The sequence below is a fragment of the Alteromonas portus genome, assembly GCF_005117025.1.
GTDB classification, from domain to species: domain Bacteria; phylum Pseudomonadota; class Gammaproteobacteria; order Enterobacterales; family Alteromonadaceae; genus Alteromonas; species Alteromonas portus.
In genome coordinates this window covers 45,152-63,549 of the sequence record NZ_SWCO01000010.1, presented here as the reverse complement: position 1 = coordinate 63,549, position 18,398 = coordinate 45,152, and the positions used below count along the sequence as shown (strand labels likewise).

Sequence of the window (18,398 nt, the reverse complement as noted above, 5' to 3'; positions counted from 1 at the left end):
AATTGCTACACGGAAGGAAATCAAATGTTCCCTTAGGTGGAAGTAAACATTATTTTTAGTTTGCTGTTGAAAAAGTGAACAGTGTGCTCTAATGTGACTAAAATTTATTTACTAGTATTTTAATCTATTGACAGGGACGCCTTATGAGTACCATTCGCTTGGTTCTAACTAGATGCTTATTACTAGCACTAGTTTCGTTTTCTACGCAGGTTTGCGCTACCACTTACCAAAATTTTCAAGAATTGTTAGACAATGAGTCATTAATTCTTTCAGTTGACGAAACCACGCTTAACGAATACGGGATTATAGTCGAAGGAATATTAGTTAAGTCAGACGCGGGTTCATGGAGCTTCTCAGATCGTACACAAACACAGATTGTTCCGTCTTACGATATTGTATTCTCCGCAGCTGGGAATCAGCTTACGCAAACTTATCTAGACAAATCTCACGGAAGTACCTCATTTCAAACTCATGATGTTTACAGTGATACATACCGGGATCGATGGGGAGACCAAGTAGCTGATCAACTTATTGCCGCGTTTGAGCAAGGTTTAATAACTCAGACTCCATCCTTACAATGGACAAGTGTGACTGACAATGTTGTTTATACGATAGCTAACGCAGCTGCTGGCTATTTTGACGTTACCGCTAATATCACAGTAGAGGATATACTCTATATTCCAGAAGATGTAGTTAACGGAATTGAAGGTGGTTGGCAAGGTGAGACGGAAATTTCTGCGTTTTCAACAAACGTATATAATGGAGTACGTTTCGAGTTTGGAATAGCAGATAGAGGAATTACTTTTGACGGCTTAGAGGGGATGAGTGCTGCTATTCCTATTGTCGATGAAGTCGACTTCCAATTCGGTGACGAAGTAAATTCGATTGTGCATGACATTTTCGAGTTATCGAGCACGCCTGTAACATCAATAAGTCAAGTTCTTGAAGACGCATATACAACTGAACTTAGAAGTAACGAAATTCTAGTTAATATGAATGGAGTTCTGTTTGTTATCACCCCCATACAGAAAGTTAATGAATCGGTGTGGACTGTTCTCGTTGAAGTAAGCGCTGAGGGGGAAACGTATCGCTTTGCTCGTGAACTGGTGGCGATTGATGGCTCGGCTAAAAATTTTGGTTCTGGGTTAGTCTCAAACTTTCCCTTTGTTTATAACGCTAATATTAACGGTCGTATTGACGCTTGGGCGAATGACAAGGGTTGGCCTATTTGCGACATGTTATTTGCTTACTCTTTCAACAATGACGGTACTTTCAATCGAGGTGTTCACTGCACCAATGATACGATCCTAATGGGAGTTTCAGGTTGGACATGGACAGTGTTAGATGGGAAGGTCTCGTTAAACTTTGACTCTAGTTATGCTATTCGAGAGAGAAACTGGATACCGCTAACAACCAACGATAATGGGTTAACGTTTGTATTGGAATACAGTACTTACGAAGACGTTCCTAGTGGTACAAGTGGTGTGTGGATTGCTCCTCGTATCAATTACTTGGAGTTAGTAGATCTTAGTCAATACAAAGATGAGTACATAGCAGGTGGATTTGACGGTGATAATGACGGTGACGGAATATCCGACTCTGATGACGACGACGACGATAACGATGGCATGGAAGATTACTTCGAAGAAAGTTATGGTCTAAATCATTTAAATAGCAATGACGCCAATCAAGATGCAGATAATGATGGGTTAACCAACCTTGAAGAGTTTACATTAGGAACGGACCCTACAAATTCTGACACGGATGGAGACCGAGTACCGGACGTAATTGACGATTTCCCTACAGACGCATCAAGAACAGATGCTTCAACTCAACTGTTTTCATTTACATATATATTTGATGGCAACGCTCGAGGTACTGCTGGGCATGAATTAACTGCTGTAGTAGAAGGTGCGTTGCTCGAAGATAATGACACAATCGTTCTAACTAATGTAGTAAGTGCCTCTTTATCAGGTATTGAGTACGACATCACTAGCGACTTAGCAATAAGAGCCGCAAACCCATCGCACGCCGCGAGGATGAGTCTTTCCGGTAATACATTAGATTTTTGGGTCTGTGTACAAGGGTTTACATTTTTAGATAATGGAGGCGATTGCTCCTTTGGGCTAGACGGTGGATTTTTGATTTCTCCTTACCTAGATTTTAATTCTTTAGATTGTATTACTTTGGATCAACAAGGTGACTGTATAAGATGGGCGTGGGCTGGTATTCCGGAGTTGGGAGGTGATTACCGCGATGGGGACGTTCCTTTTAATCCTGCTAACTGGTCAGCACAAGAAATAAGAACCTACACGCCAGTGAATGATCTCAATGCAGATGGTAAATCTGATTTGCTATGGCGTAGTTTCAATAAAGGATGGAACTTCTTGTGGACAATGAATGGAACTCAAACATCTGCTGCTACCCCAATCAATGTAGTACAAGAGTATACGTGGACAATGGATGGTCTCGGTGATTACGACGGTGATGGTAAATCGGACATTCTGTGGAGAAATAGCGCTACAGGTATGAACTTCATGTATTTGATGGATGGAGCAAGTATCAAGAGTCGATATGCGCTAAATGTAGTAACCGCAGGTAGGTGGGAGTTAGTAGGTAATGGTGATTTCAATGGGGATGGTATAGGCGACGTAATGTGGCGTAATGTAGAACGGGGAGACACATGGTTCTATATGATGAAAGATGGGCTTATTGAAACAAGCCAACCATCTCTTTGGGTAACAGACTTAGATTTCAAAGTAGCAGCGACAGGTGACGTCAACGGAGACGGCTCAGAAGACATAATTTGGCGTCACAATGGTACTGGCCGCAATTATATTTGGATAATGGAAAACGGTGGTATAGCGAGCAGATACAGCCTCAACGTCATCAATACAGACTGGTCTATTGTGGGGGCCGGAGACTTAGATGGCGATGGAACTGATGACATAGTTCTACGCAATCAAGTTGATGGTAGAAATTGGGCGTATTTAATGAAAGATGGTCAAATTGAAACTAGTACTCTCATTAATCAAGTTGCGGATTTAAATTGGGAAATTGGCAATGTTGGCGATTATGACGGCGATGGCAAAGCAGATTTCATGTGGCGAAACGAAACGACAACTCGTAATCTTATCCACTTAATGAACGGAACGACAATCAAAAGTCGCGGAGTATTACGACCGACAGACGATACATGGAAAGTAGCTAAGTAGGTCTACTTACACTAAATTAAAAAGGCGGTTTAACCGCCTTTTTTTTATATAAGTTCTATGTTATTTTTAAGTAAGATTTTAAGGAAAGGAACTCCGTAAATGAAGCGTATTTCATTTATAGCAGGGATGGTCGTCATAACCGTTGCTAGTGGTTTACTGTACCTAAACACCACACGCGACGAAAAGAAACCCCTTCAAGATACTCACTCTGTCGTCAAACGCGATGAAAAAAAGCTAGATGTTAAATACGGCAACGGTGACCCAAAAGCACCCAGCAGTATATTAAGCAATGTTTCTGAACCCCAAAAAAGCAGGCTGAAAGAACAGCAGTTAGAGCAGGACGAACCCCTGACTACTGATGTTTTTTCATCTACCAGCCGTGAAGGGAACAGCCAATCACGTATTAAAGTACAGTTACTAGATGCTAATAAAAACGCTCAAACAGTGACCACGGGCGATATCCATAAGCAACCAACTTCACTACTGAATTACGGCTTTAAACGAACAAAAGACGTTTATTCTGGTATTGATGTTATTGAATATGTTGATGGAGGAAAAGTCGACTTTGATTTCCACGTTACACCCGAAGGTAACATATCTGATATAGAAATGCGCTTTTCGGAAGCATCCACCGTGACTATGGATAGTGAAGGGAATCTTCTTATCACCGCGTATAACGGTACAACACAGTATGTAAGTCGTCCTAGAGCGTGGCAAGAAAACGATGGCCAAAGGCAGGTGCTTCAAAGCAGCTATGTAGTCGATGGCAATCTCGTGTCTATTGATGTACCAAATTATCGTTCAGATAAAACACTAGTTATTGATTAATATAAGGATATAGAGGTGAGGAAACTTTACAGTTACTTCTGCATTGGCTTGTTGGCAACAGTTTTCCTACTGTCCAGTGCCGCAAATGCTGCGCCAGGAGATATTAAATGGTCTGTCGATTTAAATGCTGGTGATGTTATAACCGTCCCAGCCGTTGCTGAAGATGGCACGATTTACATTGGTACTTACTATGATGGACTAATGGCATATTCTATCAACGGCTCACACCTTTGGACCTATAATTCTTATACAAATTACGGATCTTCGCCTGTAATAGGTCAGGATGGCACGATATACGTCGGTTCCACTGATAACTCACTCTATGCAATCAATGCTGACGGTTCGTTGAAGTGGAAATTTACCACAGGTGCCAATGTTTCATCCACGCCAGCGCTTGGCGCAGATGGAACTATATATGTAGGCTCTGACGACAATAAATTTTATGCTGTAAATCCAGATGGTACACAAAAATGGGTTTTTCAAGGGAGCGGCGATTTCAGTTCAGGTGCTGCGATAGCTACAGACGGTACAGTATATGTTGTGTCTGAATATCGGGATATTTATGCGCTAAATCCAGACGGTACTTTGAAGTGGCAAGCTGAAACAACTGGTTATAACTACGGTGCACCAGCTATCGACGCATTAGGTACAGTGTATGTCGGTTCAACTGACGACAAAATGTATGCACTTAATCCCGACGGCACGCAAAAGTGGGTTTTTGAAACAGGCAATGACATCAGAGGTTCAGCAGTAATTGATAACGCCGGAAATATTATCTTTGGTTCGGCAGACAACAATGTTTACTCGTTATCCCCAACCGGCAGTATCAACTGGGTCTACACCACAGGTGGTTACGTTTATGGTACCCCAGTAGTTGGGGAAGATGGCTCTATCTACTTTGGTAGCAGGGACAATGTATTTTATGCTCTTAGCAATGCAGGTGATTTTCTTTGGAGCTCGAACGAAACGGGTTTCTATGATTTCGATGCGTCTGCAACCCTAGTTTCAGACGGTACACTGTATGTCGGTAATGATAATGACGAGCTAATTGCTTTCGAAACATCGACCTCTCTCGCTGAGTCAGCGTGGCCTAAAGCATACGGAAATGTAAAAAACACGAGTTTGGCCGGCGACGCATCTGGCCAGATTACAGCATCACTAGTGCCTTTGCTAACCAATATCAATACAACTGGTCAGTGTCCTGAAATGGAAATGACTGTAACGGTACTAGACTCCTACAGAAACAACATATCAGGCCTTACGGCTGACGACTTTGATATTTACATAAACGGTGACCCGGTGGAGGTCAACACCGTAAACTTAGTTTCCGACGTACGTTCATCAGTGTTAAATGTCGCCTTCACACTAGATTACAGTGGTTCAATGAATTCTACTGATATCATCTCAATGGAAGCTGCGGCTACACAATTCTTGTCTTACATGCAACCTGGCGACCAAGCTAGCATAATCAAATTTGCAAGTAGCGTAGACGTCATACAGCCATTCACTGATGACCTTGCTCTAGTAACCAGTTCTATACCTGAAGATTACGCTGGAAGGGGTGGTTCAACTGCATTGTACGATAGCGTATATCAGGCTCTATCGAATGTATCTGGCCAATCAGGTAGGCAGGTTGTGGTAGCAATGTCTGATGGCTCTGACAACAACTCATCGTTCAATATTGATGAAGTGGTCGATTATGCAAATCGTCTTGGTATTGTTATTTACACAGTGACACTTGGTTCTGGTGATAGAGATGCCATGAGCACTTTAGCGCTGCGAACTGGTGGTCTAAGCTATTATTCTCCAACGGCGACAGAGTTGGAAGACATCTATCAATCAATAGTTACAAGCATTCAAAGTCAGTATGTAGTCACATTTACGGATCCTACAAATGGAGGTTCAGATCACGACATTGAAGTTCAAGTTACTGATGACAATCAATTCGGTTCAGTGTCTTCTACTTATAACAGTTGCCGCGATTACAATACGGGCATTAACCAGATAGTGGAATATCAATGCCCGCTACTTGAAGCGGTGGTGAGTGTTTACGATCAAAATGGTGTGCCGTTAGATGGATTGGGTATAAATAGTTTCGACTTGTACCTCGATGGTACCGCCTCTCCAATTAGTAGTGTCACTCAAGTACAGTCAGCCAATTCAAAAACAACGTTTGCTATATTAATGGACTACAGTGGTTCAATGTCTTCCGATGACATTACTAGTATGCAAACTGCAGCAAAACTTATTGTCGATAACAAAGCGGCTATTGATGAAGGCATGATTGTTAAGTTTTCTGATAACCCAGACGTAATTCAAGCGTTAACATCTGATGCTTCGCTACTTTCTGCGGCTATTGATTCTACATATAGTAATAGTGGTTATACCGCGATGTATGACGCAATTGATGTAGCTCTTAACGAGATAGCGAGTACGTCGGGTAGAAAAGCAATTATTGTGCTTACCGATGGAGACGATACCGTGAGTAGCGCCACCCTCGATTCCGTAATAGCAAACTCGAATCAAAACGACATACCTGTATTTACAATAGGTTTAGGTCAAGCAGATGCTACCGTACTACAAGAATTGGCAAACAGAACTTATGGTATTTACTACTACGCGCCAGATAATTCAGAGTTGGCAAACATTTACGCAACCTTATCTGACGTTTTACAAAGTCAGTACCTAATAACGTTCGCGGATATCTTTGCTGACCAAATGCAACATACTGCGGTTATAAATACTGTTGTTCAAGGTAGACCTATCGCAAGTTCGCAACGCAGCTTTTTAAGCTGCGCTCCACCAACATCTAGCGCACTAGATTTTGAGTCTGGTGACACATCACTAAGCCCCTTTGTTCTTACAGGTAACGAAAATTGGGAAGTAAGCGACATAGCGCCTATAGACGGCTTATATAGTATGAGAGTGCCAGATGCACTAATAGACGGGCAATCCGCAACAGCAGAGTTAACGCTTGAAACTGCTGCTGGTGATTTAAGCTTTGATATGAAAGTTGATTCAGAATCTGGTTATGACTTCTTAAAATTCTACATAGACGATGTATTACAAGGTCAGTGGTCTGGTGTAAGCGCAATTGAAACCGTTGTGTTTCCAATTTCTGACGGCACTCACACCTTTAAGTGGGATTTTTCAAAGGATAGTTCGGTTTCTCATGGTCTAGATTCAGCCTGGGTGGATAACATAGTTATTCCAGGTGTAGACAATGGTAGTGGGGCTGACAGCGATGGTGATGGTGTTATAGATAGCGTTGATGCGTTTCCAAACGACAGATTCGAATGGGTTGATACTGACGGCGACGGCATTGGTAATAATAGCGACCCAGATGATGACAACGATGGCTGGCTAGACACGGTTGATGCGTTCCCTCAAAACCCTGCAGAGTGGCTTGATACTGATGGTGATGGTATTGGCAATAATGCCGATGACGACGATGATGGTGATGGTATTGTCGACCTTGCCGACCCTACGCCACTTGGCTATGCAGCAATAAACGATGTAAACGGTGATGGAAAGTCTGATCTACTATGGCGAAGCTTTGCGAAAGGTTGGAACTTCCTATGGGCGATGGATGGTACCCAGTTGTCTTCAGCTACTCCTATTAACGTCGTGCAAGAATATACGTGGGCAATGGCTGGCCAGGGGGACTACGATGGCGATGGTAAATCAGATATATTTTGGCGAAATAGTGACACAGGTAAAAACTTTATTTACCTGATGGACGGCGCAAGTATAAAAGAGCGCTACGCTTTAAATTATGTGACTGCCGGAATCTGGGAGTTAGCTGGTAGTGGTGACTTCAATGGCGATGGTACAGGTGATGTATTGTGGCGCAATACAAGCCGAGGCGATACATGGTTTTACATGATGAATAACGGTTATATTGGTATTAGTCAACCGTCTCTCTGGGTAACTGATCTTAATTATAAGATTGCTGCAACTGGTGACCTAGACGGCGACGGAGATGATGATGTTATATGGCGTCACAGCACAACAGGCGTAAACTACATCTGGTTAATGGAAAATGGTATCATTGCTAATCAATATACGCTTAATACAGTGAATACTAATTGGGATATTGCTGGCACTGGTGACTTAAATGGAGACGGTATCGACGACATCGTTATGAGAAACCAAGTAGATGGTCGAAACTGGGTTTACTTCATGCATGCTGGTTTAGTAAGTACAAGTACTCTCATCAATGAAGTGGCAGACCTGAATTGGCAAATTGCTAACATCGGCGACTATGACGGCGATGGAAAAGTGGACTTTCTCTGGAGAAATGAAGTGACTTCAAGAAATATCATCCATCTGATGGACGGTATTACTATAAAAGATCGCGGAGTCTTGAGGCCAACCGACAACAACTGGCAAGTGGCCAAGTAAATTAAAAAGAGAGCGTTTGCTCTCTTTTTTCTTTTAGTAGGCTTGTTTTTGTGGTGAAAACAAAGCCTACTTATCTGAATAACTATTAATTTCACTATTTAACTGTAAATCATAAAGTGCTCACGTTTTGAGTATAAAGTTAGCGAAGAGCAATTTAGATAGGTTTGTATAAAGTGTTCTTCAATCACATAGCTTATTAGTTCAACCTAAAATATCTTCCACACCGGGATACTTAGCTAGACCTTTACACTGCGATGTAAGCACTTTTTGAATGCTGCGCGCTTTCTTTTTTTCTCCTAAATATGCCCAAATGACCATTGAACGAAACTTCGCTCCAGGGTCGGAAACTTGGCTTTCAATGCTGCTTAACTCGTCACGAATTCCCATCTTTACCGATTCTGTTTCAAACGTATGGTTGATTCTGGAAATGTGAAGGTAAGCGTATAACTGATCAACCATCACCGTGGTGTTTTGGTCAGATCTTTGTGAAATCTTAACCGCTTGCTCATAGGCTCTCATTGCTTCTTGTTTCATACCCTTAGCTAAATATGAATCTCCCAAATTAATCCAAATTGGATAAAGGCCATTACTATTTGAGTCTGCCATAGCTTCAAGGCTTTTTAGATTGTATTCTATAGCGTCGTCGTATTTCTGCATGTAAAAGCTGGCGGTTGCTAATAGGTGGTCTGAAATGTTGGAGGCTCCAAATTCGTGTTCCATTGCTTTATAGTTTTGAAAGGCAGCCTCAATGTTTCCGTTGCAAAAATAAATACTGCCTAAGTTACCTAAAACGTTTTGAGTGACCTCAATATCTTTACTCTCTTCGAATTTTTTTAAGGCAAGTGAAGCGTTACCTTCGTAATAATGTAAGCGGGCTTCAATGAATGGAATCATCCAATCGTTGGGGGCCAATCTACTTGCTTTAAGAATATTTTCTTTAGCTAACGACATGGCTTCAGAGCTTTTAGTCACCAAAAATTTCTTTAAGTAACTCTCTGTAAGGCCTACATATGCGGAAGAATAATTAGGACTTACTTTTAAAACTTCTAAGTAATAAGCAATTGCAGACTCGATGTCGTTCTCTCGGCGACTTTTTTGTGCCAATGAAAATAACACTTCCGGTTTATCTTTGGCTTGCTCGCTAGCCCGGTTGCAAGCATCGGTGGCGTGTACTAAATAGTTGTCATCCGCTGTTAAATACATCTTTTGAGCATACAAATTACAAAGTTGAGCTAAGACCAATGGATTTTTTGGCGCAGCAGTTAATATAAGATGAGTCTTCTCAAGAGCAGCGTTAACATTACCTTCGTTTAGGCCTTTGTGAAGCAATGCTTGACTAGAAACATAATTCTTCGCATTAGTTTCGTCTAATCCCTTATAAGAGTATTCAGGTGCAGCTAAATACTGTTTTAGGGCGCTTTCTAGTTTGGCAGAGGATTTATCAATAGTTTTTTCTGTAACGATAGTTTCGCTGTCTATCAAAGATGCGAGCAAAGTTTTGTTTGCAGTGGTGTAAGCGAAGCCCAAAAGCGCCTTAAATATACCCTTTTCAACCAATTCTAATGAGATGACTAAATCAACATTATAGTTCTCGGCTAACGAATATGGCGACTCATTCGCTGCAATATCAGAAATAGACACTGAAGATATTGTGAAATCTTTCTTCAGTCTTTTGGTCAGGTTCCTAGCTACTTCTTTTTCTAACTCACTGTTACCTTTTATGATCATTAATGACTGTACATTAGGTATGGACTGAGAAATTGAATCGACGGTATTTTCGTTAGTGTTCCAGAGTAAAGTTAACGAAATAAGAGCGGCAGAAATAATAAAAAAAGCCACAATATGTGTGGGTCGTAGCGTTCCTGCGTGTCTTTGAGATTTAACTTTAGCTGTTCGGGAAGTCGGTGAAGAGGGAGGTATAATAGAGTTGTTTTTCTCAGAAGCCTCTAAATCTTCTTCTGCATTGTTATCCGCAGGCTCTGATGTGTCGTTATGAATAGTCGAGTCGATTACCGAGGCTGGGTTTAACTCCTCTTCCGACTCTAGCTCATCTTGGGTAAGAAATAGCGAATGAGGGGGGACATCCAGGACAGTGGCGATGCGAGTGATAGTTTGGTGAGAAACCCTTGTTTGACGAAAAGTTCTATTAACTAGGTCTCTAGGAGGGGAGTTGATGTTTTCTTTTTCTGCAATAAGCTTAGCAAGTTCAGACTGAGAACGAATGCCTGCATTAAGCATTGCTACTTCAAGCTTATTTCGTGACGCGATAACACCTCTAACCCGCTTTCTTGTAGCCATTTCTCAAATCCTTTTCAACTGGCATTACAGAAATTCTTAAATGTCTTTATTTACGGCTAAGTACTGCTAACTACGTATTCCTTAAAGTATCAAAAACTGTATTGTTTGAAAAGTGAGCAGGTGTGTTTTTGGTAGTTACCCGCTCATTTTACAGAGAGGGAAATCTTCTAGGTGAAAGGGCTAGCTCGGCTCAATTCTAAGTTTCCCTTAAATTCCGATTAATAATCAAATTCAATGCAATATTAAGGCGGGTGACACATGGACTGCGGTAACTACAAACCTAAAATAAACATAGCTATATTGTTTTATAGCGCTTTCTTGATCATGATATCGTCAATGGCAAATGCCATGACATTAAGCGTTACAAAAACAACTGACAAAGCTTCAACAGGTGGTTACGTCTACCACAAGATAATTATTTCAAATGATTCAAGCTCTACAAAAAGTGACGTTACTCTTTACGTAAATGTTGGCGAAAACACATTTTTTGCTGACGCGTTACCCTATCAATCTGGAGGGTGTAGCGGCGCTTGTGGCGACAGTGAAACTGCAAGATGGGAGTTCGGTGACCTTGCGCCAGGCGCTTTTAAAGTAATTACGCTCCCTGTTTATTCTTCTACCCTATCAACTGGCGATGAACGCACGTTGAAAGCCAGTGTAACGTATTCAGGGCAGTCCAATACGCTTGAAGTGCTGAAACCTTCAACAACCAATAACTCTCCATCTGTCGCACTGCACGTTGCTGCCAATTCACAAGTTGTGTCTGCCAACGAGAATGTGGATTTTGAGATCTCCTATGGAAATGTGGGTAACACGGGCATCGCCTCACCTTCAATGGAAGTGAATATTCCTGCTGGAATGAGTTTTGTGTCAGCCTCTCATAACGGCACGGTTTCCAATAATAAAATCGTATGGACCTTGCCTGCATTGAACCCAGATGTTGGTAATAAGTATCTATTTACTTTGAAAAAGTCCGGTTCGTCTTCAAATGGCAAAGTGGATGAAGTAAGTGCACAGTTTTTCAATGGCTCTAATGTTATCGTCACTTCGGAAGATGCGGTTGTGACAAGTAACTTGCCGCAATTAAGCTTAACGGTAAGTGCTAATAACGATTATTGGCAAGAGGGATCTTATAGTGTGATGCGCTATACTGTTAGCAATAACAGCGGTGTGGCTGTGCCCGAGGTAAGCCTTTATTCCATGGTTGCTCAGGGAACTGCACATAGTGTGGCTAGGCCTTCTATAAATGGCGGGTGTAGTGGTGCATGTAACTTTGGTGAGTGGGGCCGGTGGGACTTAGGAACCATTGATGCTGGTGAATCGAAAGTGATAACGGTACCGGTATATAATTCTAATGCAGATTCAGGAGAGCCGATTGAAAGCTTAGTCCAAGTGTTTACAGGCAGTGGCGACTATTCGTTAGGAACACGGCCAACGGTGATTCGTGCAAATGAATCAACAGTCGATTTAATTATCTCCCCGAATAAAGGTATTGTTGCTAACAACGAATCTATTAAGTATCAAATTACTTATGGAAACCAAGCCACTAGCGCTTACACGCCTATGAAGCTGCTTTTTTCTATTCCCGAAGGGTTTGATTACATTTCAAGTAGCGACGGTGGAGCGGTAGTTGGCTCAAACGTAGAGTGGAATTTAGGCACTATCAACCCTGCTGTCGGTGGAACACGATTCGTAGAAATTAAGCCTTCTTCAGCTTTGACCAACGCTCACATCGTTAAAACAGAGGCAATACTTCAGACGGATAACTGGATTCAGCGTTCCACAGATTCTGTTGTAATCAATGGAACGTTAAACCTAGACGTTATTGCTACTATACAAAATGACATGAGCCAAGAAAGTGAGTTGACCTTTGTAAAAGTGCTAGTAACTAATAAAGGAGCGCTAGATGTAAGTGCGCTCAATCTATCTATGATGGTGCCTTCTAGAACTGCTTTCTCATTACCTATGCCAGGTATTACAGGCGGTTGTTCAGGGGCTTGCGATTCTGGTGAATGGGCGAGATGGACGTTCCCTGTAATTGGCGCAGGTGAATCACGCTTTGTTACTGTTCCTATTTACTACAACCAAGTCACAAAGGGTGAGCCTTTAGAAATTCAGCTACATGTGAATGATGCTACGCAATCATACAACTTAACGCTGCAACCAACCTTTGTTGCTAAGGGTGATAATGACATGCAGTTATCGCTAGTTGCAGATAAACAGCAAGTCGCTGCGGGTGAGCGAGTTCGTTACGAGATGACTTACGGCCAATTAGGTAGCGATGCGTACACCGATGTTATGTTGAAGTTACCTATTCCGGAAAACCTTACTTTTGTTTCAGGTAGCGACGGTGCGTTTATCGAAAATGGTCAACTACAGTGGAACTTGGGAACAGTAAACCCTGGTGATGGAGGTATGCACTATGCGTACTTCGACGTGGATACAGAGCTTACTGAAGGTACGCCAATTACACTAGAAGCTGCTGTTTATGAAAGTGCTGAGCGCGTTCAACGCTCTACTGATAGTATTGTGATAAAAGAAAACGTGAAGTTAACTGTTACAGCTTCACGAGCGACCACATTACACCAGCAAGATTTTTATAGTTACCAAAAGTTTGTAGTTGCAAACGAGGGCACTCTAGATATCTCAGACGTACAACTACACATTCAAACTGGCACGCGTTTACACCATTCACGCCCTTCTCCTGGAATTTCAGCGGGCTGCAGTGGGGCGTGTGACTCTCACGAAAGGGGGCGCTGGATTTTAGACACCTTAAAAGCAGGCGAGTCTAGAACCATATCTATTCCTTTTTACACAACTAATGCAGAACCGGGCGAGCCATTAGACATAATTGCATATGCAACCGAAGCTTCTGGTGACTTACAAGTAGCAGCTAGACAGTCTTTGCTAACCTCAGCTGTACTGCCGTTAGAAATGGTGCTTTCCTCGCAACGAAGTGTAATAAAAGCGAATGAAATTCAAAGCTTTCGAGTCAGTTTTGGTAATTCAAGCACAACCGCATATCCCAACGCCCTGTTGAAGGTAACCATTCCTGAAGGATACAGTTATCAAAGCGCTACTGGGGTAAATGAAAAGATAGGCAATGTAATCTACTGGCCCTTAGGAACGATAGAAGCCAGTCATTCAGGTGCTGTGACGTTTAGTTTAAAAGCGAACTCAGCGTTAACTAATGGCCAAACAATGAAGGTAGAGGCGGAAATAGTTAGCGAGGACGATGCCAATAGTGTAAGCAGAAGCAATCTTATTACTGCTATACACAACCTAGTACCTTTCGTTCTAGACGTTGAAAACGTGTACACAACACCGGTTACCGATGAATCGACCGCCACGGTAAACCTTGATCTAGAAGTCACTAGCCCTACGCAAATTGCAGAAGTTAGAGTTACCTCTAATGCTCCGCAATATAGTACTTATCCAAACAGTACTACTGATGGTGGGTGTTCAGGTGTCTGTGACGGTAGTGAATGGGGCAGATGGGAACTAGGAAGCTTAAATAGTGGTGCTACATCACCTTTAAGCTACGTACTTTCCATGGGTTACAGTCTTCCTCCAGGTAAGCTACTTATAGGTAACTATGTGGCAAGTTCTACATCATCACCTGTCTTAATGCAGGCCATCTCGACAGTAATTCCAACAGGCACTACCGTTGTGACCTCTCCTAACCACGATAGCGACGGCGACAACATTCCTGATTGGTGGGAGCTTAGATATTTAGGCGCGATGAACTGGTTGTTAGCCGATAGCGATGGTGATGCTGACGGTGACGGTTACACAAATTGGGATGAGTTTAGAAATAACACGGACCCATCAGATAGTAGCAGTACACCACCGGACAACGACGGGGACTTTATCTCTGACTTACTCGACCCAGATGACGATAATGATGGGGTAAATGATGAAGATGATGCGTTCCCATTTGATCCATCACGTTACAAGCCAACTAAATTCGATGTAGATGGTGATGGCAATGCAGACTTACTATGGCGCAGTTTCAATAAAGGTTGGAACTTCTTGTGGGCAATGGACGGTACGCAAATATCAGAAGCAACGCCAATTAATGTTGTTCAGGAATATACATGGACGATGGATGGCCTTGGCGACTACAATGGCGATGGAAAGTCAGATATTTTCTGGCGCAACAGCGACACAGGTAAAAACTTCATTTATCTAATGGATGGCGCCAACATCAAAGACCGCTACGTGCTTAACTACGTTACCGCTGAAACCTGGCAGTTGGTAGGCAACGGTGACTTTGACGCCGACGGTGTGGGCGATGTTATGTGGCGCAACGTTGAACGAGGAGATACGTGGTTCTATTTAATGGAGAAGGGTCGTATTGGTGAAAGTAAACCTTCGCTTTGGGTTACAGATCTTAACTTCCAAGTCGTCGCAACGGGCGATATAGATGGCGATGGTGACGAAGACATTATATGGCGCAGATCTACCACGGGCTTAGTTTACATCTGGCTAATGGAAGACGGCGAAATCTCAAGCCAGTACAGCTTAATTACGGCTAACACGAATTGGCAAATTGTTGGAACCGGGGATATAGATGGTGACGGAACTGCGGATATTATCCTAAGAAACCAAGCAGATGGAAGAAACTGGGTTTACTTAATGAAAGACGGCCAGATAGACACCAGCACGCTTATCAATGAAGTTGCAGATCTTAACTGGCAAATCGGAAATATAGGTGATTATGACGGTGACGGAAAAGCAGACTTAATGTGGAGAAATGAAGTAACTACTCGAAATATCGTTCATTTGATGGATGGTACTACAGTAAAAAGTCGCGGAGTATTAAGGCCAACGGATAATACTTGGCAGGTGGCTAAGTAATATGTAGAAAATTTACTCCAAAACTTTACAGGTAAACACAAAAGCCACTTCTTTATAAAGAAGTGGCTTTTGCATTTTTGTGTACTTAAATCCTATCTTATATGCATATTTTTAATTAGTATTCAGTTAGACACTCAGCTTTAAATCCCACAAGAAAAAAGCAAAAAAGGAAATAGAAGTGATCCATAGAATTACAGTAAGCGACGAATTACTGGCCTATTTGAATGAGCATCGCGTTTACTTCACACCATTTGGCAACTGCAAAGTACAAGGACGATTTCGACCAACTGACCAGCTCGTATTTCCTTCTAACGGCCGTATTGAACCTTATAGTAACTACATCAATGGTAGTTTTTTATTTTCTATGGGCTCGTTTTCGTTTACGCGAAGTGTGTTCCCGATAAACACTATAATAGGTAGGTATTGCTCTATAGGAGCTAGAGTATCTGTGATGGGAGTAGATCATCCCATCAGTCGGTTTACAACGGCCAATATTACTTACGACCGCCATGCTATTACCAATGCACAGTTTTTTAAAGATCATCCCGAAATAGAAAACTTCCAAGTAAATAATCAAGAGCCTAAAAATGCCCTTAGTGCGACCATTGGCAACGACGTTTGGATTGGAGAAGATGTAACAATTGCCCGCGGAGTTACCATTGGCGACGGTGCAATATTGGCGTCAAAAGCTTTAGTAACGAAAGATGTCCCTCCTTACGCTATCGTAGGGGGCGTTCCCGCCAAGATAATTCGTTTTCGTTTCCCTCAAAATGCAATTGATAGACTTGTTCAGCTGAAGTGGTGGAACTATGAAGTTCAGAGTATTCTGTCTGCATCTGCCGATATTCCCATCGAAGAATTTGTCGAAATGGTCGAAAATGCAGTAGAAAGAGGTAATGCAAAACCGTACGAACCTAAAGTAGTAGACGAATCTGTATTAGCCCCATTCTTTAAATAAAATACTTTCTATCTAATCTTAATCAATTGCTCGCAGTACGATGAGGTAGTGTTGAATAACGCTACTTCATCCCATGCCAGTGTGGTGATTGGTTTGTTATTTTCATAGCCGCTAAACAGACCGAAAGGCGTCCTATCAGTATCTTTGTCAGGGAATGAAACGTGACGATCATTGCCAGCTGTCCATATAAAATATGCAGCAGTTATAGAGTTCTCGCACGACAATGCATGATAAAAGCCTTTCAAATAAGCAACTCTGTCAGCTTCCGTATACTGAACACTTTCCGATTCGTTGCTTAACCTAAAACCATACTCATCTATCCATAAAGGAAGGTTTGCTTGCTTATATATAGCTATAAACTCCTTGAGCGCAGTCGAGTAATCACGCCAACTGCTGGAAGGCGGAAGAGTACGGTTGTATAGATTAACTGGTAAATAACTAAGTTGTGGGAAGTGTTTTTTAACCCATTTAACATAGGCCAATGCTTGGTCTTTGTTGCGATAAGTTACTGTATCAAATAAATAGTTCTGAGAAGCTAAATTACTGTGTTTGTGATTTAAGAAATGGGGTAAAACCTGAAGAAGCCAGTCAGCTTGGTACTGGGCGTTAGACGGTTGAACATCTCCGCCTAATATAATCATATCCACATGTTCAAGTGGTATACCAAACAAAATTGATTCGAAAAACCTTACATCATTTCTAGGGTCTGCGAACCACTTCGTTCCTGAGAGTACGAGTTCAATTTTAAGACCATGCGCTGTCACTTTTTCAATGAGCTTTGAAAGCACAGATAGGTGTTTGTCGGCTAATACAGGATAAATTTCGTCCATACTAAAACCACACCGGGGGGCGTAAATGCTGTAAAAATCTTTGCTTACGAGTAATCGAACCCAGTCAAATCCTGCGCTTTTAATTTCCTTCAAAGAATTCTCAAAACGTTCTGAAATATCAGCTCTTATGCCTTTACAAGCGTTGTCCCCGAAAAAGAGTTTCTCAGCCACTTGCACGAAGTCTTCTTGATCTCTGCCGTTCAAATAGAAAAAGTTAACTCCTTTCGCGGGGTGGCTTACGGAAGGAAGTACATTGTTTTCTTGTGATTGAACAGTAAATGCGCACATTAAGAGGGCGCTGTAGGCAAGCAAGCGGCGGTAAATAAATGTTTTATAAAGAAGAATGAATGTTTTTTTCATATCGCCTCTGCTTAAGTAAACTCAAGGTGTTATACCTGTTATTTAGTGGTAGAATACATAGCATCAATTGATTGATTTTAGCTTGGCCAAAAAGGAATTAGCGATGAAAACAATAAGCGTTATAACAGGTTTTGTTGTGATTGTAGTTTTTTTCGTCTTGTTTTTCGATTTATTTCCGAATGACAGTGCGGACCAGTCGCTAGAAAACAGTAATACTTCCCCAGTTTCCTTTAGTGAAAATACCCAGAGCGAAAGCATACCTCTACCGCAACAATCAAATACCGATGATATGTATCTTGAAAGAGATAATTCTGATGCCGCTAAATTAGGCCTAAATACCGATCCTGAACTCATCGCCGAAATAGAACGAGAGATGCAATTTTCTGAAGCACCGGAAGGTGACTTGTCTTATATGTCTCCTGAATCTGAAACTTTACAATTAGACGAAGAGTTTCCTGCGGTTGCGCCAGACCCACAGATGACCATGCCTGGAAATATCGACGCACAAGATGATATTTCATCAAAAGATATTGGAAAGCCGTTAGAAAAAAATACGAAAATGGATGATTTACCGCTTAACTAATTGGTATGGTACAAGGTTACAAAGTTAGAACGGTTTATATAGTGTTATCAATCAAATTTTTT

7 protein-coding genes and 1 pseudogene are annotated in these 18,398 nt (G+C 41.8%); 6 read left to right on the top strand and 2 right to left on the bottom strand.

The genetic code is table 11. The annotated features are described in order from the left end of the window. The first annotated feature begins 143 nt into the window (after positions 1 to 143). The 3 genes from E5672_RS16990 to E5672_RS16980 all read left to right on the top strand — a co-directional run bounded on the left by E5672_RS16990 (position 144) and on the right by E5672_RS16980 (position 8,447). Positions 144 to 3,215 carry an FG-GAP-like repeat-containing protein gene (locus E5672_RS16990; protein WP_136783331.1) on the top strand — a complete coding sequence of 1,024 codons (3,072 nt, stop codon included), beginning with the start codon at positions 144 to 146 and terminating at the stop codon, positions 3,213 to 3,215. A 99-nt stretch (positions 3,216 to 3,314) separates the two neighbouring features. Beyond that, positions 3,315 to 4,043 carry a DUF7948 domain-containing protein gene (locus E5672_RS16985; RefSeq protein ID WP_136783329.1) on the top strand — a complete coding sequence of 243 codons (729 nt, stop codon included), beginning with the start codon at positions 3,315 to 3,317 and terminating at the stop codon, positions 4,041 to 4,043. Between the two features lie 15 nt (positions 4,044 to 4,058). Then, positions 4,059 to 8,447, top strand: a complete 4,389-nt coding sequence (locus tag E5672_RS16980) for a VWA domain-containing protein (RefSeq protein WP_136783328.1) — start codon at positions 4,059 to 4,061, stop codon at positions 8,445 to 8,447. A 201-nt stretch (positions 8,448 to 8,648) separates the two neighbouring features. On the opposite strand, the gene E5672_RS16975 is transcribed toward E5672_RS16980, so the two are convergent. Further along, the gene (locus tag E5672_RS16975) at positions 8,649 to 10,745 is read right to left on the bottom strand and encodes a tetratricopeptide repeat protein (protein ID WP_136783326.1); all 2,097 of its coding nucleotides are present in this window, start codon (positions 10,743 to 10,745) and stop codon (positions 8,649 to 8,651) included. A gap of 258 nt (positions 10,746 to 11,003) precedes the next feature. Between E5672_RS16975 and E5672_RS16970 the strand changes: the two genes are divergently transcribed. Together E5672_RS16970 and E5672_RS20155 are read left to right on the top strand one after the other, a co-directional pair. Further along, positions 11,004 to 15,605, top strand: coding sequence for an FG-GAP repeat domain-containing protein (locus tag E5672_RS16970; RefSeq protein WP_136783325.1), 4,602 nt, complete (start codon positions 11,004 to 11,006; stop codon positions 15,603 to 15,605). A 601-nt stretch (positions 15,606 to 16,206) separates the two neighbouring features. Beyond that, positions 16,207 to 16,369 (top strand): annotated as a pseudogene (locus E5672_RS20155) (LbetaH domain-containing protein); the annotation flags it as partial. Positions 16,370 to 16,571: 202 nt separating this feature from the next. Here E5672_RS20155 and E5672_RS16960 read toward each other — a convergent pair. Continuing rightward, positions 16,572 to 17,753 (bottom strand): hypothetical protein, encoded by a 1,182-nt coding sequence (locus E5672_RS16960; RefSeq protein ID WP_136783321.1) that lies wholly within the window; start codon positions 17,751 to 17,753, stop codon positions 16,572 to 16,574. A 103-nt stretch (positions 17,754 to 17,856) separates the two neighbouring features. Between E5672_RS16960 and E5672_RS16955 the strand changes: the two genes are divergently transcribed. Further along, positions 17,857 to 18,336: a hypothetical protein gene (locus E5672_RS16955; protein WP_136783320.1), complete on the top strand. Its 480-nt coding sequence runs from the start codon at positions 17,857 to 17,859 to the stop codon at positions 18,334 to 18,336. The last annotated feature ends 62 nt before the right edge of the window (positions 18,337 to 18,398 follow it).